The 18063-nt window shown below is 60.9% G+C and carries 18 protein-coding genes; 9 read left to right on the forward strand and 9 right to left on the reverse strand.

Going from position 1 to position 18063, the window contains the following annotated elements; translation table 11 throughout:
• Nucleotides 1-3: 3 nt before the first annotated feature.
• Nucleotides 4-633, reverse strand: coding sequence for a biotin transporter BioY (locus ACZ5J0_RS09735; RefSeq protein ID WP_166840752.1), 630 nt, complete (start codon nucleotides 631-633; stop codon nucleotides 4-6).
• 275 nt (nucleotides 634-908) lie between these two features.
• Between ACZ5J0_RS09735 and ACZ5J0_RS09740 the strand changes: the two genes are divergently transcribed.
• Nucleotides 909-2507: an ABC-F family ATP-binding cassette domain-containing protein gene (locus ACZ5J0_RS09740; RefSeq protein WP_062068715.1), complete on the forward strand. Its 1599-nt coding sequence runs from the start codon at nucleotides 909-911 to the stop codon at nucleotides 2505-2507.
• A 177-nt stretch (nucleotides 2508-2684) separates the two neighbouring features.
• On the opposite strand, the gene ACZ5J0_RS09745 is transcribed toward ACZ5J0_RS09740, so the two are convergent.
• The 4 genes from ACZ5J0_RS09745 to ACZ5J0_RS09760 are packed head-to-tail and all read right to left on the reverse strand — an operon-like array spanning nucleotide 2685 to nucleotide 4790.
• On the reverse strand, nucleotides 2685-3170 hold the full coding sequence (locus tag ACZ5J0_RS09745) for a YbaK/EbsC family protein (protein ID WP_166840750.1): 486 nt from the start codon (nucleotides 3168-3170) through the stop codon (nucleotides 2685-2687).
• A complete protein-coding gene (locus tag ACZ5J0_RS09750; RefSeq protein WP_142939213.1) occupies nucleotides 3154-4020 on the reverse strand; it encodes an SURF1 family cytochrome oxidase biogenesis protein in 867 nt (288 codons plus the stop codon). Before ACZ5J0_RS09750 ends, ACZ5J0_RS09745 begins: the two co-directional genes overlap by 17 nt.
• A complete protein-coding gene (locus ACZ5J0_RS09755) occupies nucleotides 4021-4296 on the reverse strand; it encodes a hypothetical protein (RefSeq protein WP_142939212.1) in 276 nt (91 codons plus the stop codon).
• Nucleotides 4293-4790, reverse strand: coding sequence for a DUF3099 domain-containing protein (locus ACZ5J0_RS09760; protein WP_464094679.1), 498 nt, complete (start codon nucleotides 4788-4790; stop codon nucleotides 4293-4295). The genes ACZ5J0_RS09755 and ACZ5J0_RS09760 overlap by 4 nt, the downstream gene beginning before the upstream one ends.
• Before the next feature lie 154 nt (nucleotides 4791-4944).
• Between ACZ5J0_RS09760 and ACZ5J0_RS09765 the strand changes: the two genes are divergently transcribed.
• The 3 genes from ACZ5J0_RS09765 to ACZ5J0_RS09775 all read left to right on the forward strand — a co-directional run bounded on the left by ACZ5J0_RS09765 (nucleotide 4945) and on the right by ACZ5J0_RS09775 (nucleotide 8367).
• Nucleotides 4945-5670, forward strand: a complete 726-nt coding sequence (locus tag ACZ5J0_RS09765; RefSeq protein ID WP_142939210.1) for a beta-ketoacyl-ACP reductase — start codon at nucleotides 4945-4947, stop codon at nucleotides 5668-5670.
• 116 nt (nucleotides 5671-5786) lie between these two features.
• Nucleotides 5787-6539, forward strand: a complete 753-nt coding sequence (locus ACZ5J0_RS09770; protein ID WP_142939209.1) for an SDR family oxidoreductase — start codon at nucleotides 5787-5789, stop codon at nucleotides 6537-6539.
• A 325-nt stretch (nucleotides 6540-6864) separates the two neighbouring features.
• Entirely contained in the window at nucleotides 6865-8367 is a 1503-nt protein-coding gene (locus ACZ5J0_RS09775) for a sugar ABC transporter ATP-binding protein (RefSeq protein ID WP_464094680.1), read from the forward strand.
• Between the two features lie 77 nt (nucleotides 8368-8444).
• Here the strand turns inward: ACZ5J0_RS09775 and ACZ5J0_RS09780 are convergent, their stop codons facing one another.
• Both ACZ5J0_RS09780 and serB read right to left on the reverse strand, forming a co-directional pair.
• Nucleotides 8445-8915, reverse strand: a complete 471-nt coding sequence (locus ACZ5J0_RS09780) for a hypothetical protein (RefSeq protein ID WP_243753096.1) — start codon at nucleotides 8913-8915, stop codon at nucleotides 8445-8447.
• A gap of 427 nt (nucleotides 8916-9342) precedes the next feature.
• Nucleotides 9343-10236: a phosphoserine phosphatase SerB gene (gene serB, locus ACZ5J0_RS09785; RefSeq protein WP_142939208.1), complete on the reverse strand. Its 894-nt coding sequence runs from the start codon at nucleotides 10234-10236 to the stop codon at nucleotides 9343-9345.
• Nucleotides 10237-10347: 111 nt separating this feature from the next.
• On the opposite strand from serB, the gene ACZ5J0_RS09790 reads away from it, so the two are divergent.
• From ACZ5J0_RS09790 to ACZ5J0_RS09810, 5 genes are all read left to right on the forward strand, one after another.
• Nucleotides 10348-11133 (forward strand): ABC transporter ATP-binding protein, encoded by a 786-nt coding sequence (locus ACZ5J0_RS09790; RefSeq protein ID WP_062068735.1) that lies wholly within the window; start codon nucleotides 10348-10350, stop codon nucleotides 11131-11133.
• 19 nt (nucleotides 11134-11152) lie between these two features.
• Nucleotides 11153-11938, forward strand: coding sequence for a sulfite exporter TauE/SafE family protein (locus ACZ5J0_RS09795; RefSeq protein WP_142939206.1), 786 nt, complete (start codon nucleotides 11153-11155; stop codon nucleotides 11936-11938).
• Between the two features lie 7 nt (nucleotides 11939-11945).
• On the forward strand, nucleotides 11946-12755 hold the full coding sequence (locus ACZ5J0_RS09800; RefSeq protein WP_250820199.1) for a TrmH family RNA methyltransferase: 810 nt from the start codon (nucleotides 11946-11948) through the stop codon (nucleotides 12753-12755).
• 141 nt (nucleotides 12756-12896) lie between these two features.
• Nucleotides 12897-13154, forward strand: a complete 258-nt coding sequence (locus ACZ5J0_RS09805; RefSeq protein ID WP_142939204.1) for a type B 50S ribosomal protein L31 — start codon at nucleotides 12897-12899, stop codon at nucleotides 13152-13154.
• 76 nt (nucleotides 13155-13230) lie between these two features.
• Nucleotides 13231-14340, forward strand: a complete 1110-nt coding sequence (locus ACZ5J0_RS09810) for a lipoate--protein ligase family protein (protein WP_464094716.1) — start codon at nucleotides 13231-13233, stop codon at nucleotides 14338-14340.
• A gap of 26 nt (nucleotides 14341-14366) precedes the next feature.
• On the opposite strand, the gene pepN is transcribed toward ACZ5J0_RS09810, so the two are convergent.
• Nucleotides 14367-16970, reverse strand: a complete 2604-nt coding sequence (pepN, locus tag ACZ5J0_RS09815) for an aminopeptidase N (RefSeq protein WP_464094681.1) — start codon at nucleotides 16968-16970, stop codon at nucleotides 14367-14369.
• A 4-nt stretch (nucleotides 16971-16974) separates the two neighbouring features.
• The gene (locus tag ACZ5J0_RS09820) at nucleotides 16975-18024 is read right to left on the reverse strand and encodes a YeiH family protein (RefSeq protein ID WP_166840735.1); all 1050 of its coding nucleotides are present in this window, start codon (nucleotides 18022-18024) and stop codon (nucleotides 16975-16977) included.
• Between the last annotated feature and the right edge of the window lie 39 nt (nucleotides 18025-18063).

An 18063-nucleotide genomic window follows, 5' to 3' on the forward strand; every position in this document is an offset into this window, starting at 1 on the left:
CGCTTACTTGACCCGGCGTACCAAGACATCCGGGAAGGCTTTGTGGATTGCCACGGCGATGATCACGGCCAGGACGTTCTTAATGATATCGCCGGGGACGAAAGGGAGGTCTGCGAGGAAGGCCTTGGTGAAATCCAACTTGGCATTGACCATCATGCCCAGGACGCCGAGGGCGTGAATAACCACGATGCTGCTCACCATGGTCGCTGCGAAGAGCCACAGTGCACGGAACTTGACTGTCCTGCGGATGACCACCGATGTTAGGTAACCGGTCGCGGCTGCCGCCAGCGGGAACGCGATGATGTAACCGGCGGAGGGCGTGGCGAGGATACCCAAACCGCTGCGCCCGCCGCTGAAGATCGGCAGACCGGCAAAGCCGAGCAACACGTAAAGCCCGACGGCGGCGAAACCGCGCCCGGCTCCGAGCACCAGTCCACTGAGCATCACCGTCAACGTCACCAAAGTGATTGGAACCCCAAGGGCTCCTACCGGAATGCCCGGGACAATTGCCGATGCCGCTACGAGGGCAGCGAAAACTGCGATGAGGCCCAGGTCTGTGGCGGTCCAGCGTTTTCGGGAGGACGCGGTTCGCTGCAGTGTGGCAGCGGAAGTGGAAGAGTTGGTCTGGCTCATGACGGTCCTATCGGGTGTAATGCGATGCGATGGATGTTCTTGTTTCCCCTGTTGTCGAGAGTACGGAGGGAACGGAATCGGGATTTTGGAGTCTTTCCACAACACTGACCCGGAATTCTTTGGCCGTCAGCACAGTTTCCTCCTGGGAGGACCGATGTCAAGCAGCGGCCTAGGTACCGGTAGACTTGAACAGGCTGTTCTCACGGCCGCCCCCGCCGCACTTATCGGACCCACCGGTCCCCGCGAGCGTTCCCCATTGAAAGGCATCACCCGAATTGATTACCGTCCAGGACCTCGAACTCCGCGCCGGCGCACGCCTGCTCATGGACCAGGTTAACTTCAGGGTGGACAAAGGGGACAAAATTGGACTCGTCGGACGTAACGGTGCCGGCAAGACCACACTCACCCGGGTCCTCGCCGGCGAAGGGCTCCCCGCCGGGGGTAAAGTCACCCGCAGCGGTGAGATCGGCTACCTTCCACAGGATCCGCGGACTCCGGACATGGAACAGCTCGCCCGTGACCGCATCCTTTCGGCCCGCGGCCTGGATGTGGTGGTGGGCAAGCTGAAGAAGGCCCACGAGGATATGGCAAGCGATGACGCGGCGGTCCAGCGTAAAGCCATGAATCGCTATGACCGCCTGGAGGCTGAGTTTCTCTCGGGCGGTGGCTACGCAGCGGAAGCTGAAGCTGCTGCGATCTCCTCCAACCTTGCGTTGCCGGATCGCCTCCTCAACCAGCCACTCAAGACCCTTTCCGGTGGCCAGCGCCGCCGTGTGGAGTTGGCGCGCATCCTGTACTCCGATGCGGAGACCCTGCTCCTCGACGAACCCACCAACCACCTTGACGCCGACTCCATCACCTGGCTGCGTGACTTCCTGAAGAACCACCAGGGTGGCTTGATCGTGATCAGTCACGACACCGACCTGCTCGAGGCGACGGTGAACAAGGTCTTCCTCCTGGACGCCAACCGCGCCCAGATCGATTACTACAACATGGACTGGAAGCGCTACTTGCTCCAGCGCGAAACGGATGAACGCGCCCGGAAGCGTGAACGCGCCAACGCCGAAAAGAAGGCGCAGGTCCTGATCGACCAGGCCAACAAGATGCGCGCCAAGGCAACCAAGGCCGTCGCTGCCCAAAACATGGCCAAGCGAGCAGAGCGGCTCCTGAGCGGCTTGGAGGCAGTGCGCGAAAACGACCGCGTGGCAGCTCTGCGGTTCCCGGATCCGTCTCCTTGCGGCAAGACCCCCTTGACTGCGGAGGGATTGAGCAAGTCCTACGGTTCGCTGGAGATTTTCACGGACGTGGACCTGGCAATCGATCGCGGTTCCAAGGTGGTCATCCTTGGACTCAACGGTGCGGGCAAGACCACTCTTCTGCGCATGCTGGCCGGCGTCGATAAGCCTGACACCGGCGACATCATCCCCGGACACGGCCTCAAGGTGGGCTACTACGCCCAGGAGCATGAGACCCTCGACGTCGACCGAACGGTCCTGGAAAACATGCGGTCTTCAGCTCCGGACATGAAGGATGCCGAAGTCCGAGGCATCCTGGGCTCGTTCCTGTTCTCCGGCGACGACGTGGACAAGCCCGCCGGCGTCCTCTCCGGCGGTGAGAAGACACGCCTGGCCCTGGCCACCATTGTTGCCTCCAGCGCCAACGTGCTGCTCCTCGATGAGCCCACCAACAACCTGGACCCGGCCAGCCGCGCAGAGATCCTGGGTGCGCTCAAGAACTACAGTGGCGCCGTCGTCATGGTCAGCCACGACGAAGGTGCCGTGTCAGCGCTGAACCCGGAGCGCGTTGTGCTGCTCCCGGACGGTGTTGAAGACCACTGGAACGAGGACTACCTGGACTTGATCACGCTGGCGTAAGCCCTGGTTGCGTTCGGCTGCGCGCGTGTTGCGTCCGCTGCGTCGCGTCTGGTTGCGTTCCGCTGCGCGGCGTGCTCGATCTGCCGCGTGCTCGCTCGTTCCTCGCTTAGACGCACGCTACGCAGATCAACCTCGTCGCTTCGCTCGCGGTGGGGTCACCCCCGCAGGCTGATGCAGCTAGCGGACCCGGAGTTCTTCAGCGTCGGTGATGCGCGCTAGTTCTTCGTAGCTGATGGAGAACATGGAGTTGTGGTCTCCGGCTCCTGCCCAGAGAAGTGGGTGTTCTTGGAGCGAGGTGTCCAGGATGGTGCGGAGTTTCCTGGGGTGGCCTACGGGCGCTACTCCGCCTACTTCCTGGCCTGTGTGTTCCAGCACGAAGTCGGGTTTTGCGCGGCGGATTTTGCCGGCCCCCAGCTTCTCCGCCACAAGCCCCGTGTCCACCTTCGCCGCACCGCTTGCGAGGATGAGCAGCGGCTCGCCATCAAGTTCGAAGACCAGGCTGTTGGTGATTGCCGCGACTTCACATTCCAACACAGCAGCAGCGGCGGCAGCTGTAGGGACCTTTTCCTCGAATGTCCGGACGGTGTCCTCGGCGCCGGCGGCAGTCAAAGCGGACCGGACATTGAGCACCGGATCGTGAACCGGATCAGTAGCCCTGAGCATCAAGGATGGCGTCTTCCTCTTCTTCGGACGTGGGTCGCTTGTTTTTCCGGGGAGCGGGGGCACGCTTCCTGGGCGTGCCACCCGCGGCCATGATCTGCTCGTCCTCTTCGTCTTCGGCATCAATGGCGGCGTTCCGGGCCTGTTGCCGTGCAGCGTATCCAAAGCCGATGAACATCAGGACGCCGAAGGCGAACCATTGCAGTGAGTAGGAGAGGTGCGTCCCTTCCTCAGTGGCCGGCTTGGGGAAAGGCGTGGGCATCGGCCGCACTGCAGGAGATTCACTGGCCAACTGCCCGTATGCACCTGTTGCGATTGGATAAGGGAGTTCCTCGGCAAAGCTTGCGAGGTCAATCGAAGCCAGCTGACCGTCAACCGCGCCACGATCCAGCTTGGGTTCGGCAGGCTTGAGACGGGCCACCACAGTTACTTCACCAGTGGGTGGAGCAGGGATCACGTCAGGCCGGCCTGGTGTGTTGTTGCCGATGGGTAGCCAGCCGCGGTCGATCACGACTGCTTCGCCTGTAGTCAGCCGGAATGGAACCACGACGTCGTAGCCTGGCTGGCCGTTAAGCGGCCGGTTGCGCACAACCCGCTGCCCGTCGAGGTCATAACTGCCCCGTAGCTCAACCTGCGTCCATTCCCGTTCAGGGTCCAGGGAGTCGAACTCGTCCTTGATCTGGGCGTAGGGGATGGGGGTGGCCGAGTAGTTACTCACCACCCGATTGATTTCTGCCAACGTCTCAGCCCGGCGGTCCATCTGCCATCGCCCCAGGAAGACACAGGCTGTGGCGAAAATAACAGCCAGCACGAAGTACCCCAGCCACTTGCTGGAGAAGAGAAAACGGTACATTCAGCCAGCCTCATTCGCTGTTGCTTCACTGGCCTTGAACGGCAGTGTTTCCTTCCAGAGGCCACGCGTCTGCAGGTAATCCTCCAGCCAGTCCCGGTGTTCGCCGCACGAAAGCCACACCTTACGGCGATCCGGCGTGTGAATGCGCGGGTTGTTCCACAGGAGCTGCCACTCTGCGCCGGCGCGGCAACCTTTGCGGGAGCACGTTGCCGTAGCCGTGGCGCGTCCGGACTCCCCGCTGGCCGCACCCGGGCCGCCGAGGTTGAAGATATTCATGAAGCCGCCCGTTCGTCGCCGGACTGTCCGGCATCGCTTGAATGGCCCGTGGCCGGGCCTCCTGATGTGCTAGGTGTTTCGTCATCCACCAGTTCACCTTGGAGCACGGTTGGGGCGTCCACGGGAGCTTCTTCAGGCTCGGGGGAACGTTCCAATTCAGGGACGGCGACGTAGTCCAACAAGGACTCGCTATGGTCCTCGGCCTTGTCATTGCCATTGGCTATGACTACCGCAATCCACGGCAGGAAGACGGCGCCCACAATGGCAATGATCTTGAACCAGCCATCGACCACAAAAATGAGGATGATACAGACCATGCGAATACCCATGGCTACCGCGTACTTGACCATGCGATCACGCATGTCTTCGGAGTGGGCAGCAGCGGCGTCTGTGATGCTGTGGACTTCGGGGGCACCGGAAAAAGCGTCCGGTTCCCCGGGCACTTGCTGCAGGGGACTGTTTTCTCGTGTCACAACTGAATCATCACGCTCCAAAGGCCTTCATCAATTCTCTCACCAAGGACGTACTCGCCCAAACCACACTGATGACCGGTTACCCGCCGGTTGCAGCGCCCGCCAGATAGGATCAACTCAGAAAATCCCTCTCTCATAGCGGCCTGGCAAATGCCGCGGAACCTGGAGCAAACCCATGTCTGAAGCAGTAACCACCGGCCGCAGCGTCCTGATCACCGGCGGCAACCGGGGCATCGGCCTCGCCATTGCCAAATCTTTCCTTGCCAATGGAGACAAGGTGGCTGTCACCTACCGCAGTGAATCAGAATTGCCTGAGGGCATCCTGGGGGTGAAGGCCGACGTCACGGACGAGGCGTCGATTGACGCTGCGTTCAAGATTGTCGAAGAGGCACATGGCCCTGTGGAGGTACTGGTTGCCAACGCGGGCATTACCAAGGACACGCTGCTGCTGCGCATGAGCGAGGACGACTTTACGTCAGTCCTGGACACCAATCTCACCGGCGCCTTCCGTGTCATCAAGCGGGCCTCCAAAGGCATGATCCGGTTGCGGAAAGGCCGCGTTGTCCTCATCTCGTCGGTTTCCGGTCTCTATGGCGCCCCCGGCCAGATCAACTACTCCGCTTCCAAGGCAGGCATGGTGGGCATTGCACGCTCGCTGACGCGCGAACTCGGCAGCCGCGGCATTACGGCCAACGTTGTTGCACCCGGGTTCATCAACACAGATATGACTGCTGAATTGCCGGAGGAAACGCAGAAGTCCTATTTGGCCAACGTTCCCGCCGGACGCTTCGCTGAAGCTTCCGAGGTAGCAAACGTGGTGCGCTGGGTTGCCAGTGACGAGGCCGCGTACATCTCCGGAGCCGTGATTCCTGTGGATGGCGGCCTGGGGATGGGCCACTAGGCAACTAGCCCGCACATAAGTTTTTGTTCGAGGGCAACAACGGATTTCTCCCGTGCCGCTGGCATGATGGAACCCGAGCCCACCGAATTTGGATGAAGTGAACAAAAGGAGCACGAATGGGAATGCTGGATAACAAGACCGCGATCGTCACAGGGTCCTCCCGCGGAATTGGCGCCGAAGTTGCCAAGATCCTCGCAGGTGAGGGCGCCGCCGTCGTGGTCAACTACCGCCAGAAGGCGCCTCGCGCCAACAAGGTAGTGGCCGGGATCCAGGCTGCAGGTGGACGTGCAGCCGCCGTCGGCGCAGACCTCACTACCGATGAAGGAGTTCACGCACTGGCCAGCACCGCGATGGAAGAGTTCGGCTCCCTCGATATCCTGGTCCTCAATGCCTCCGGCGGTATGGAATCCGGCATGGAGGAGGGGTACGCACTCAAGCTGAACCGCGATGCCCAGGTCAACATGCTCAATGCGGCTGTTCCCCTCATGCCCGAGGGATCTCGCGTGGTATTCGTCACCAGCCACCAGGCGCACTTTGTGGAGACCGTGCCCACTATGCCCGAGTATGAGCCTGTGGCAAAGAGCAAGCGCGCCGGTGAGGATGCCCTGCGCGCCCTCCTGCCCAACCTTGCGGACAAGGGCATATCACTGGTGGTTGTGTCCGGCGATATGATCGAGGGCACCGTGACTGCCACGTTGCTTGATCGCTCCAACCCGGGCGCTATCGAAGCGCGCCGCGCGGAAGCCGGCAAGCTCTACTCCGTGGAGGAGTTCGCAGCCGAGGTGGCAAAGATGGTGACCGCGGACGTCGAATCAGGCCACACTGAATATGTGGGCGGCGCTGACTACTTCGACAAAACGTCAGAGTAGCCTTCGCACACCACTCCAGCAGAGGCCCGGGACATGTGTCCCGGGCCTCTGCTGCTTAAACACGCCTTGGCGTGTGAACAATAACGATTCCAACAATTATTTTGATTTTCGCGTCACGAAATGCGCTTTATTGATTTACGGCAATCGCTTTGCAATATGGGATTTGATCTGATTGACTCTCAAAGGCGCCCTCGCCCTTCGTTATCAACGGGCCGCACAACCCCGGGTTGGGAGTTTAGATACACTCAGCAACCTCATGCAGCATGTGGAAGCTACTCGGTTGACTCACAGGGCGATTATTGTCCCCTTGCATTAGGAGCTTTCGTTGGACCTGTTATTGCACGCCGATAATATTCATGCATCATACGATCAGCGGCGAATCCTCAAAGGCGTTGCACTTTCGGTACGACGAGGCGAGATCCTGGGTTTGATCGGAACCAACGGTGCGGGAAAAACCACGCTGATGGGTGTACTGGCCGGCTTGCATCAACACGACGCCGGGCTGATGACGCTGGCGGGAGAAAAGTATGGGCCGGAATCCCTTGATGAAGCGCAAGCCTGCGGAGTCGGCCTCATCCCGCAGAACTTCAGGATCGACCCCCAGCTAACCATCGCACAAGCAATCTTTCGCGGTACGTTCCAGGCAGACAGGCCCCACGAGGAACTCCGTGAGCAAGCAAGCCAGCTGATCGGTGACATCGGCGTCAGCCTGGATCCGGACACCAAAGCTGGATCCCTCATCCGTGCTGAGCAAGCCCTGGTGGAAGTCCTGAGGATGGTCGCCGAAGAAGCCCAGCTCGTCATCATGGACGAGGTTGCTGCATCGCTTCCGGACCATGACGTCGCCGTGCTCCATCAGGTTCTGCGCATGCTCGTCCGGCAAGGACGGGCCATCATTTACATCACCCATCGCCTGGACGAAGTCCGATCCATTGCCCACCGCATAGCCGTACTCAGGGAAGGCCGGGTGCACAAAATTCTGGAGGCCACCCATACCGACGTCGACGAACTGGCCTTCCTGTTGCTTCAACACGAACTGGAAGGCAGCGCCAGGCCCAGCGACCCCGCTGAGGTTGATGAGGCCCTGCGGGTAGTGTCCCTCAGCGTGGGGGACAGGGTTCGGGACATTACCTTCAGTGTGGGCAGGGGCGAGATTTTTGGCTTGGCAGGAACGCATCGTTCCGGCGTCTACGAGTTGGTCGAAGCGCTGGCGGGTGTCCGCCCCGGCACCTCAGGCCACCTGCTCATGCATGGACAAGCAGTGCAGATACGGTCGGTCGAGGATGCCATGCGGTTGAAGATTGGATACTTGTCCGATGCCCTCGACGCTGACCAGGCCACGGGCACCATAGTGGCAGGCCTTCAGCGAGGCGTGGAAGGGGGAGAAACGAGCCTTCGGGATGAGATCACGCAGCTTCGTGGGGTTGCGGAAGTCATTCAACGCATGCGCATCAGCACCACCAACATCCACGGAAACATCAGTACGCTTTCGGGCGGCGACCGCCAGAAAGTGCAGCTTGCCAAGTGGATGACCACAGGCTGCGACCTCTTGATCCTTAGCCATCCGAGCCGCGGAATCGACATCGGCGCCAAGGAAGCGGTCTACCAGATGCTCAACGAGCTCAGCCAAACAGGCGTGGCCATTATTCTCCTGTCCTCGGACCTGTCCGAACTGATCAGCTGGTGCCACCGGGTGGGTGTCATGCGAGACGGCGAACTCGTGGCCATCGAGGCCAATGCCAACACCAACGAAGATGTGCTGGTGCACCATATGTTGGGCGTGAAATTTGAATCAGGCAGCAGCGAGGCCCGGCGCGCGAGAATTTGACGCGTTGGATCCCTGCCACAGCAATAGGGGCGGTGACGCATGATGCGCCACCGCCCCTAGTGACTTTCCTCGAAAGATCAGATGGTGATGTCCTTGGCGAGGTTTTTGAGCTTGTGCCGGGCAAGCGCCAGGTTCGCATAGGTCCTGTCAAGCACAAGGTAGACGAACAGCCCCTTGGAGCCGCTCGAGTTCAGTACGTTGATGAGGTGGTACTGCGTTCCCAAGGTAATAAGAATGTCTTCGATGTCGCTGTCAAGGCTTAGGTCGGCCATGGTACGCAACTTGGCGCTCACCACGTTGGAGTTGCCGGCTGCAGCAACTCCGAGGTCAAAGCCGGGGCTTCCGCCCTGGGCCAAGGCCATGCCGCTGGAGTAGTCCACCACGGCAGCACCAGTTGATCCTTCGATGGCCAGCAGTTGCTTTATGGCTTCGTCCAGTGTGCTCATATCCGGTAGTTCCTGTTCTGTTGAGTAATCGGGAGTTTCTGTGAAGTCGGCAAACCGGCTTGCGTCGTCGTCATCAAGATCCAAGTGGAGGATCTCAAGCAAGGGTGACAAGGAACCTTCCGCGCCATCTTGTTCATGGGCGTTGGATTGGTAGCCTTCGTCGCGTTTCCACCATTTCCATGTGCGCTCTGAACGGCCCACTTCCTACCCTCGAATTTCGTCATTCCGGTCAACCGCTGATAATGCGGAGATATTGATAAGAATCTCCACTTTACACAATTAAGGGGCATCGGAGACTGAAATACGCCCTCGGCTACCATCGAGGGTATTCCGTCACCAGAAAGAATGACAATTGTATAAATTGTTTCTGTTTCTGCGTCACGAAATTGGTTTTACTGTTTCAGATCGGGTCTTTACGTTTTGAGCGTCCATAACGGGCACGCAGATACGTCAAAGCACCGGCGGGATAACCGCGCCGGTGCTTTGCGAGGGGACTGGAGAGGGGCTCGGGGAAAATGCGCCCCTGCAATCACACGTTGGCTATGTGCCGCACGGCGTCCAAATACGGCATGGTGATCACGGCGTCTGCCACCGCGCGAACAGCAGGTTTGGCATTGAAAGCAACTCCAATGCCTGCAGCACTGAGCATGTCAAGGTCATTGGCACCGTCGCCCACTGCGATGGTGTGCTCAAGGCTGATGCCCTCAGCAGCCGCCCACTCGCGCAAGTACTTTTCCTTGGCGGCCCGATCGATCACCGCGCCCAGCACCTTACCGGTCAACGCGCCGTCGACGATTTCAAGCTCGTTGGCGATCCAATGGTCCAAGCCGAGTTCATCAGCGATCGGACCCAGGATCTGATTGAATCCTCCGGACACCACCGCCACCACGTGGCCCGCCTTCTTGAAAGCCGCCACAAGTTCTGCCGCACCAAGGCTGAGGCGCACCTCTTGGCGAACAGAATCGACGACGGCGGCAGGCAGGCCTGCGAGGACGGCAACGCGGGCGTGGAGGCTCTGGGCAAAGTCCAACTCGCCGCGCATTGCGGCTTCGGTGACGGCAGCGACTTCCTCGCGTTTGCCAGCGTGCGCTGCCAGCAGTTCAATGACCTCTTGCTGGATCAGCGTGGAATCAACATCCATGATCAAGAGCTTTCGGGCGGCTTGGCGCAACGATTCAGGCACGATGGCAGTATCCACCCCTGCTTCTGCGGCCTCTGCCACCAGCCGACGCATGGTGCGCAGTTCCACATCCGTGTCCCCGCCCACCAAGAGAGCGGCCGTGTGCACTCCAAAGCGCTCGTCTCCACCCTGTGATTCCGATGACACTGCCGCGCCGGCATCGGCCAGCGTCTTCCGCACATTGTCGAGGGATTCGGGGGACAAGTTCACGCCATAGCTGACTGCAGCCAAGTTCGAAGTCATGGCCCCAATCCTACTGAGGGCGTTGCACGCGCCCGAATTCGTTTCGCCACACAGAGCCTGCTTCACTGCCGGTTATCAGTCATATGGATTTTTGTCCTAGTGTCTACTGCTATGAGTGATGTTCTGGAATTGGCTTCCGTCAGCGTTGTCCGAGGCAAGAAGACCCTGCTGGACAAGGTTGACTGGCAGGTCAACGAAGGCGAACGCTGGGTCATCCTGGGACCCAATGGAGCCGGCAAGACCACCCTCCTCCAGATTGCTGCCGCCCGCCTGCACCCAAGCAGCGGCAAGGCCGGAATCCTTGACGAAACCCTGGGCCGCGTAGACGTCTTTGAACTGCGACCCCGGATCGGACTTTCCTCCGCCGCTCTTGCCACCCAGATTCCCGAACACGAGAACGTTCTCAACGTTGTGGTGACCGCTGCCTACGGAGTTACCGGCCGCTGGCGCGAGGGCTATGAGCGCGACGACGAACGCCGCGCCTTTGCCCTGCTCAACGACTGGGGGATGGGTCCTCTCCTGAACCGGACGTTCGCCACCCTGTCCGAGGGTGAGCGCAAACGTGTCCAGATTGCCCGCGCACTGATGACGGACCCCGAACTGCTTCTGCTGGACGAGCCCGCGGCCGGCCTTGATCTCGGGGGACGCGAAGAACTGGTCCACAAGTTGGGCGAACTCGCCAGTGACGAAGCAGCTCCGGCCATGGTCCTTGTCACCCACCACCTTGAGGAAGTGCCGCCAGGGTTCACTCACGCCATGCTGCTGCGCGAAGGCGGAGTGGTAGCTGCTGGTCCCATCAAGGAAGTACTTACCGACGAGCACCTCAGCAACACCTTCGGCCTGGCCTTGGATGTTTCGGAGAACGCCGGCCGCTACACGGCTACTGCCCGGCGCTAGAGGAGTTCTGTAACTTACTGTGGAGATTCTTAGCAGCATCCTGGTCTTTTTCGCGGGCTTGTGGGCCGGCACCATCAATGCCGTCGTCGGCTCCGGCACCCTTGTGACATTCCCCGTTCTCATCGCCATTGGCACAGCGCCAGTGGTTGCCTCCATGAGCAACGCCATGGGCCTGGTGGCGGGGAACGCCGCCGGCGCTTGGGGCTACCGGCGCGAACTCGCCGGACGCGGTCGGCAATTGATGAAACTCTTGCCGGCCTCGTTGCTGGGCGGCATTACCGGTGCCTGGCTGCTGCTCCACCTTCCGGAGAAGGTGTTCCACTACGTAGCCCCAGTGCTGCTGATACTGGCTTTGCTGATGGTGGTCTTCCAGCCCAAGCTGCAGTCCTGGGTGAAGAACAGGGAACAAAACCCCGAGCATGCCATCCGCGATCGAAATCACGACGTCCTTTTAGTGGTCCTCGTGTACCTGGCGGGCGTATACGGAGGTTACTTCGTGGCAGCACAGGGAATCTTGCTGGTGGGGATTCTGGGGGTCTTCCTCTCAGGCACCATGCAAAACGCGAATGCCATGAAGAACATCCTGGTGCTGGGCGTCAACATGGTTGCCGCCGTTTCCTACCTGATTTTTGCGTTCGACCGTATTGAGTGGTTGTTCGTCCTCATCATCGCCGTAAGCTCCACCATTGGCGGCTTGATCGGTTCAAAGGTAGGCCGAAAGCTGTCCCCGAAGGTCCTGCGGGCCGTGATCTTCGTCCTCGGCATCGTGGCACTGGGCTTCATGATCGCCAACCTGCTGAAGTGACCGCACCTTGACGTTCCACTACCTTGAGTCGGCCGAGGATCCCCGCGTCAGCGACTACACAACGCTGACCGATGTTCATCTTCGGAAGCTCCGGGAGCCCCAGGAAGGCATGTACATCGCCGAATCCTCCAAGGTCCTCCGCAGGGCACTGGCCGCAGGCCATCAGCCACGCTCCTTTTTCCTGGCGGAGAAGTGGCTTGAGGACCTGGACGATGTTTTCCAGGCGTATCCCGACGTTCCGGTTTTCATTGGCAAAGCTGCACTATTGGAAGAGATCACCGGCTTCCACCTGCACCGCGGAGCGATGGCTGCAATGCACCGGCCAGCCCCCGTTCCGCTGGCGCAGCTCCTTAGCAACGCCCAACGCGTGGCTGTGCTGGAGGACATCGTGGACCACACCAACGTTGGCGCCATCTTCCGCTCAGCTGCGGCGCTGGGTGTGGACGCCGTGCTGGTATCACCCAGGTGCGGGGACCCCTTATACAGGCGCAGCGTTCGGGTCAGCATGGGAACGGTCTTCCAAATACCGTGGGCGCGCTTGGAAAGCTGGCCTGAGAGCTTGGCAGGCCTGCAGGAGCAAGGCTTCACGGTGGCCGCCATGGAGCTGACCGATGATGCGTTGACCCTGGACGAACTCGCCGCCAGAGACTACCCGAAACTCGCCTTGGTGCTGGGGACCGAAGGTGCCGGCATGAGTGAGGAGACGCTGGCCGCCGTCGACCTCACCGTGAAGATTCCCATGCGCGCAGGTGTGGACTCACTCAATGTCGCAGCCGCCTCGGCAGTGGCGTTCTGGGAGCTTCGTCCGCAGCACTGAGTCCGGTTCGTCTGGCATGGGCGTTTCCGCTATGATTGGTTGTTGGCCCGCCCGCTGGAATGTTCGCATTGCAGCCACGGACCACCTCCATTCATACCTGGCAGCTGGCAAAATCCAGTTGCGTGAACAAAAGGTCCCATTATGAAGTCTGATATCCACCCGAAGTACGAAGCTGTTGTCTTTAACGACCTGGCCTCCGGTACTCAGTTCCTGACCAAGTCCACCGTGTCTTCCTCGAAGACCATCGAGTGGGAAGACGGAAACACCTACCCGGTTATCGACGTCGAAATCTCTTCGGAGTCCCACCCGTTCTACACGGGCAAGCAGCGCATCATGGACTCCGCTGGCCGCGTCGAGCGCTTCAACGCTCGTTTCAAGGGCTTCGGCGGCTCGAAGTAACCCACTTCACCCCAAGGCTTTCAAGGCCCGCATTGCTGGACTTCCGGCAATGCGGGCCTTTGCGTTTTCCGGCAAGATGGGAAGCATGACTTCCCACCCTGCCCACGAACAGCCCACCCATGACGACGGCACGCGCCTCCACGGCGAATACAAAGTACCGGGCGGCAAACTCGTAGTAGTTGACCTGGTGGTGGTTGATGGACGGTTTAACAATGTTTCGCTGAGCGGCGATTTTTTCCTGGAGCCCGATGAAGCCCTTGAGGACATCAACCGCGCGCTGACCGGACTTCCTGAAGACTCAACAGCGGCGGACATCGCCGCTGCCGTCACGGGCGGCCTCCCCGAAAACACCGTCATGTTCGGCTTCTCCGCCGAAGCGGTGGCGGTAGCAGTCCGTCGCGCACTGTCCAAGGCCACAGGCTGGGCGGACCACCAGTGGGAAGTCATCCCACCGTCAGTCCTGCCCACGCAGGTGAACGTCGCGCTGGATGAGGTGCTCACGGCAGAAGTGGGAGCCGGTCGACGCAATCCCACGTTGCGGTTCTGGGACTGGGAAGAACCATCCGTGGTGATCGGCAGCTTCCAGTCGGTGCGGAACGAGGTGGATCCGGACGGGGTCATGCGGCATGGTATCTCCGTGGTGCGTCGCATCAGTGGTGGCGGTGCCATGTTCATGGAGGCCGGAAACTGCATCACCTATTCGCTGTACCTGCCGCAGACGCTGGTGGACGGCATCAGCTTTGCTGACTCCTACGCATTCCTCGATGCCTGGGTCATGGCAGCCTTGGAGAAACTGGGCATTACTGCCTTCTACGTGCCCTTGAATGACATCGCCACCGATCAAGGCAAGATCGGTGGTGCCGCACAGAAAAGGCTCGCTAACGGCGGCATGCTCCATCACGTCACCATGAGCTACGACATCGACGCCGACAAGATGGTGGAGGTCTTGCGCATCGGCAAGGAAAAGCTCTCGGACAAAGGAACCCGGAGCGCCAAGAAGCGCGTGGACCCCCTGCGTCGCCAGACAGGTCTTGCACGGTCGGCAATCATTGAGGCCATGAAGGATGTCTTCATCGAACGCTACGGTGCCGTTGAATCACGGCTCACCGATAGTGAGCTCGACGAAGCCAGGCAGCGTGTGAATGAGAAGTTTGGCACTGAGGAATGGCTGAACCGGGTTCCCTAGGCGTTCCCCACAACCGGCTTGAGCGGTCACCCAGCCGCTTGGGCGGTCAGCGCCCGCAACAGGTGGCTCCGTTGTTCGATGAGGATGCGGCGCAGGGCACGGGGCGCCTCAGGGTGGTCATGCAACCACTGGTCCGCCCGGATGAGGACAGGGTGCTCAGTGGGCCGCATGCCTTCGGTGAGATTTTGGGCTCCGGGAAAGAGTCCACGGACTATTCGGCCCGCGATTTCAATACTCCGTTCGGACCACACTCGTTCAAGGCACTCGAAGTAGGGCTCGATGTAGCGTTCAAGAAGCTCTCCGGGAGCAGTGACGAACCCCGCTATGGTGGCGCTGAGGATCTCGTTGGAAAGACCGGCGCTGTTGACGATGGAATCCCAGGCTGCGGCCTTAACTGAGGCCTCCGGACGGGCGGCCGAGGCCAGAGCATAGCCCTCCTTGCCCGATGCTGTGGTATCAGCGTCAAGCTCCCGGTCCAGCTCAGCGAGGGTCGCCTGCCCATGGGCTGCCAACGCCTGCCACAGGCTCCAGCGCAGTTCAGCGTCCACGGCCAGGCCTTCCACCACGGTGGTGCCTTCCAGTATTCCCCGCACCAGGGGGAGCTGGCTGTCACCGTGCCTGGAAACCTCAGCCACGGTCCTGGCCCAGGCAAGTTGCTGGTCAGAGCCGGGAACAGCAGCCATCAACTGCTCAGCGGCTACTCCCAGAAAATCCTTCCGCACGCCCTCGCGCGTGGCCGCGGGGACGTAGCGCTCGATGGCACTGGCAGCGTTGCCCAGCACGTTGAGCAGGACACCTATACCCGTTTCCGAAGGCGCGAACTGCTCGACGGCGGTCACGTAACGGGCCGCCGGTGTGACGCCATCCCTGGCCGAATCCCAAAGCGCAGTCCAGCAGAGAGCACGTGCCATAGGATCCGAAATCCTGTTCAGTGATGTCCTTACCGTGTGTTCGGATCGGCTGTCCAGCCGGACCTTGACGTAACTGAGGTCGTCATCGTTGACCAGGAGCAGCGCTGGCCGGCGCCTTCCCTGCAATTCCGTCACCAGTGAGCTGGGTCCTGCAACGTCTACGTCGATGCTTTCGGTCCTTACCAAGGCACCCGTTGAGTCGGCGTCATACAGGCCCAGCCGCATACGGTGCGGACGGAGTTCCTGGTGACCGGTGAGGGGATCGATGGCGTCCTGCCGGAGCGTCACCGCACCGAGTATCCCGTCGTCTTCCACAATCTCGGCCGAAATAGTGGAGATGCCGGATGTCTGCAGCCACTGCCGGGCCCATCCGGCCAGATCCCGTCCCGAGGCCGCGCTGAGGGCCGCCAGGAGATCCTGGAGGGAAGTGTTCCCGAAGGCGTGATCCCTGAAGTACTGACGGGATCCTGCAATGAAGGCATCAAAGCCAACATAGGCAACCAGCTGCTTCAACACCGACGCACCCTTGGCATAGGTGATCCCGTCAAAGTTCTGTTTGGCGGCTTCAAGGTCCGGAATATCCGCCACGATCGGGTGCGTGGTGGGCAATTGGTCCTGCACATAGGCCCAGGCTTTGCGCTTGCTGGCGAAGTTCACCCATGCCGTGTCCCAATCCGTGGCACGGTCCACCCCCAGTGTCCCCATGTAGTCGGCGAACGACTCTTTGAGCCAGAGGTCATCCCACCAACTCATAGTCACCAGGTCTCCGAACCACATGTGGGCCATCTCATGCATGAGGGTATTGGCGCGGGCCTGGTACTGGGCGTCGGTGGCCCGTGAGGCGTACACGTATTTTTCAGTGAATGTCACGAGCCCGGGGTTTTCCATGGCGCCGAGGTTGTATTCGGGCACGAACGCTTGATCGTACTTGCCCCAAGGGTAGGGGTAGGCGAAAAGGTCGTTGAAGAAGGCCAGACCGTTCTTGGTCAACCCGAACAGGTGATCGGCATCGAAGGAGTCGGCCAACGAAGCCCGGCAGTAAAGTGCCAGTGGCACGTCCAGGCGAGTGCCGTCGTCGAGCGTTGTTCCCCAGTGGTCCGTGGCCTTGAAGTAGGGGCCGGCAAGGACCGTGGTGATGTAGGTGGACATTCGCTTGGTAGCGGCAAAATCCCACCGCGCGGCAGTCGGCTGGCCCTGAACCGGCGTGCGGGCCACCTCAACTCCGTTGGAAGCGACTTCCCAGCCGATTGGAGCGATCACGTGGAAGGTGAACTCGGCTTTGAGGTCCGGTTGTTCGAAATTGGCGAACACGCGGCGACTGTCCGCCGGTTCGTACTGCGTGTAGAGGTAGCACTGGCCATCCGCAGGATCCACGAAGCGGTGCATTCCCTCGCCTGAGCGGCTGTACAGCGCCGTCCCTGTCACCGTCACGGTATTCTCGGCAGCGAGGCCTTCCAGGATGATCCTGTGACGGTCCACCACTGACCGCAGGTCAAGCGTCAGGCCGTTCAGCACTACGGACTCGATGCCGCCGCTGATGAAATCCATGAAGGTGGCGGAGCCGGGTTCGGCTGAGAAAGTGACCGTGCTGATGCTCGGGTAACCGGCGACGGCGGGATCTGCCGCGTCGCGGACATCGAGGGTGACGTCGTAGCTGTGGGTGGTGATCAGGGCTGAACGGGTTGCGGCTTCATCGCGCGAGAGATTGTGATTCGACACACAGCTATCTAATCATGATCCACGCGGCCCCCAGGCCCAGCGATGCGATGAGCAGCCAAGAGCCCAGCGCCACCAGAACGGCGCGCCCTCCCGTATGAATCAGGGTGCGTACACGCACCGCCGAACCCAGCCCGAACAGGGCAGTCGCCAGGAGGATGTCCTGGACAGCGGCCGCCATTTCCAGACCGGTCTGCGGCACCCAGCCCAGTGAGCGCAGTGCCACCGTGGCGAGGAACCCGACCACAAACAGAGGAACAATCGGCGGGAACCGCCCGTCGATACCACCAGCCCCATCGCTTGTGCTGCTGGCACGCTTCCTTACATGGATGATTCGTTGGTGCACCCCGGCGGCAGCCGCAACCGGGGCCAGTAGGACCACACGCGTCAATTTGACGACGACGGCGATCGCCAGCGCCGATGTACCTGCAGTTTGCGCAGTGGCAACTACTTGGCCGACGTCATGCACCGAGGCGCCTGTCCACGCTCCGAACTGTTCAGGGTTCAGGCCCAAGGGGTGCATGAGCAGCGGCAAAACACCGATGGCGAGGGTACCGCAGAGGGTTACCAGTGCCACGGGGAGCACCGTGTCTTGATGTTTGATGCGTCGCACAGCTGCCATGGCGCCGATCGCGGATGCGCCGCAGATGGAGAAGCCGGTGGCAATGAGCAGGGCAGCTTCCCCGGGCAGACGCAGCAGACGCGCCAGCCCATAGGTTCCCGCAAAGCTCACCAGGACAACCCCGGCGATCAGCAGCAACGACAGCCACCCCAGGCCGATGACGTCGCCGATGCTGACCTTGAAGCCCAAGAGCACAATTCCGGCACGCATAAGGTGCTTTCCCGCGAAGTCCAGGCCTGGCCGGGCGCGCCCCGCGGCCAGGATAGCCGTGCCCGGTATATTTGCTGAAAGCAGTCCCAAGGCAACGGCTAGCGTCATCGCCGGGACAGCCGGAAAGACGCTGTGGATCGCGAAGGCAAGACCCGTGGCGGCGATGCTCAGGACCAAGCCTGGCCCCAGCCGGGACAAGCGGGGCGCGGGACTGTTGAAGGGCATGCCTCAACCCTGCCGGATGGGGGCACGGAAGGCGAACCG

It is taken from the genome of Arthrobacter sp. DualSoilB13, assembly GCF_055389195.1.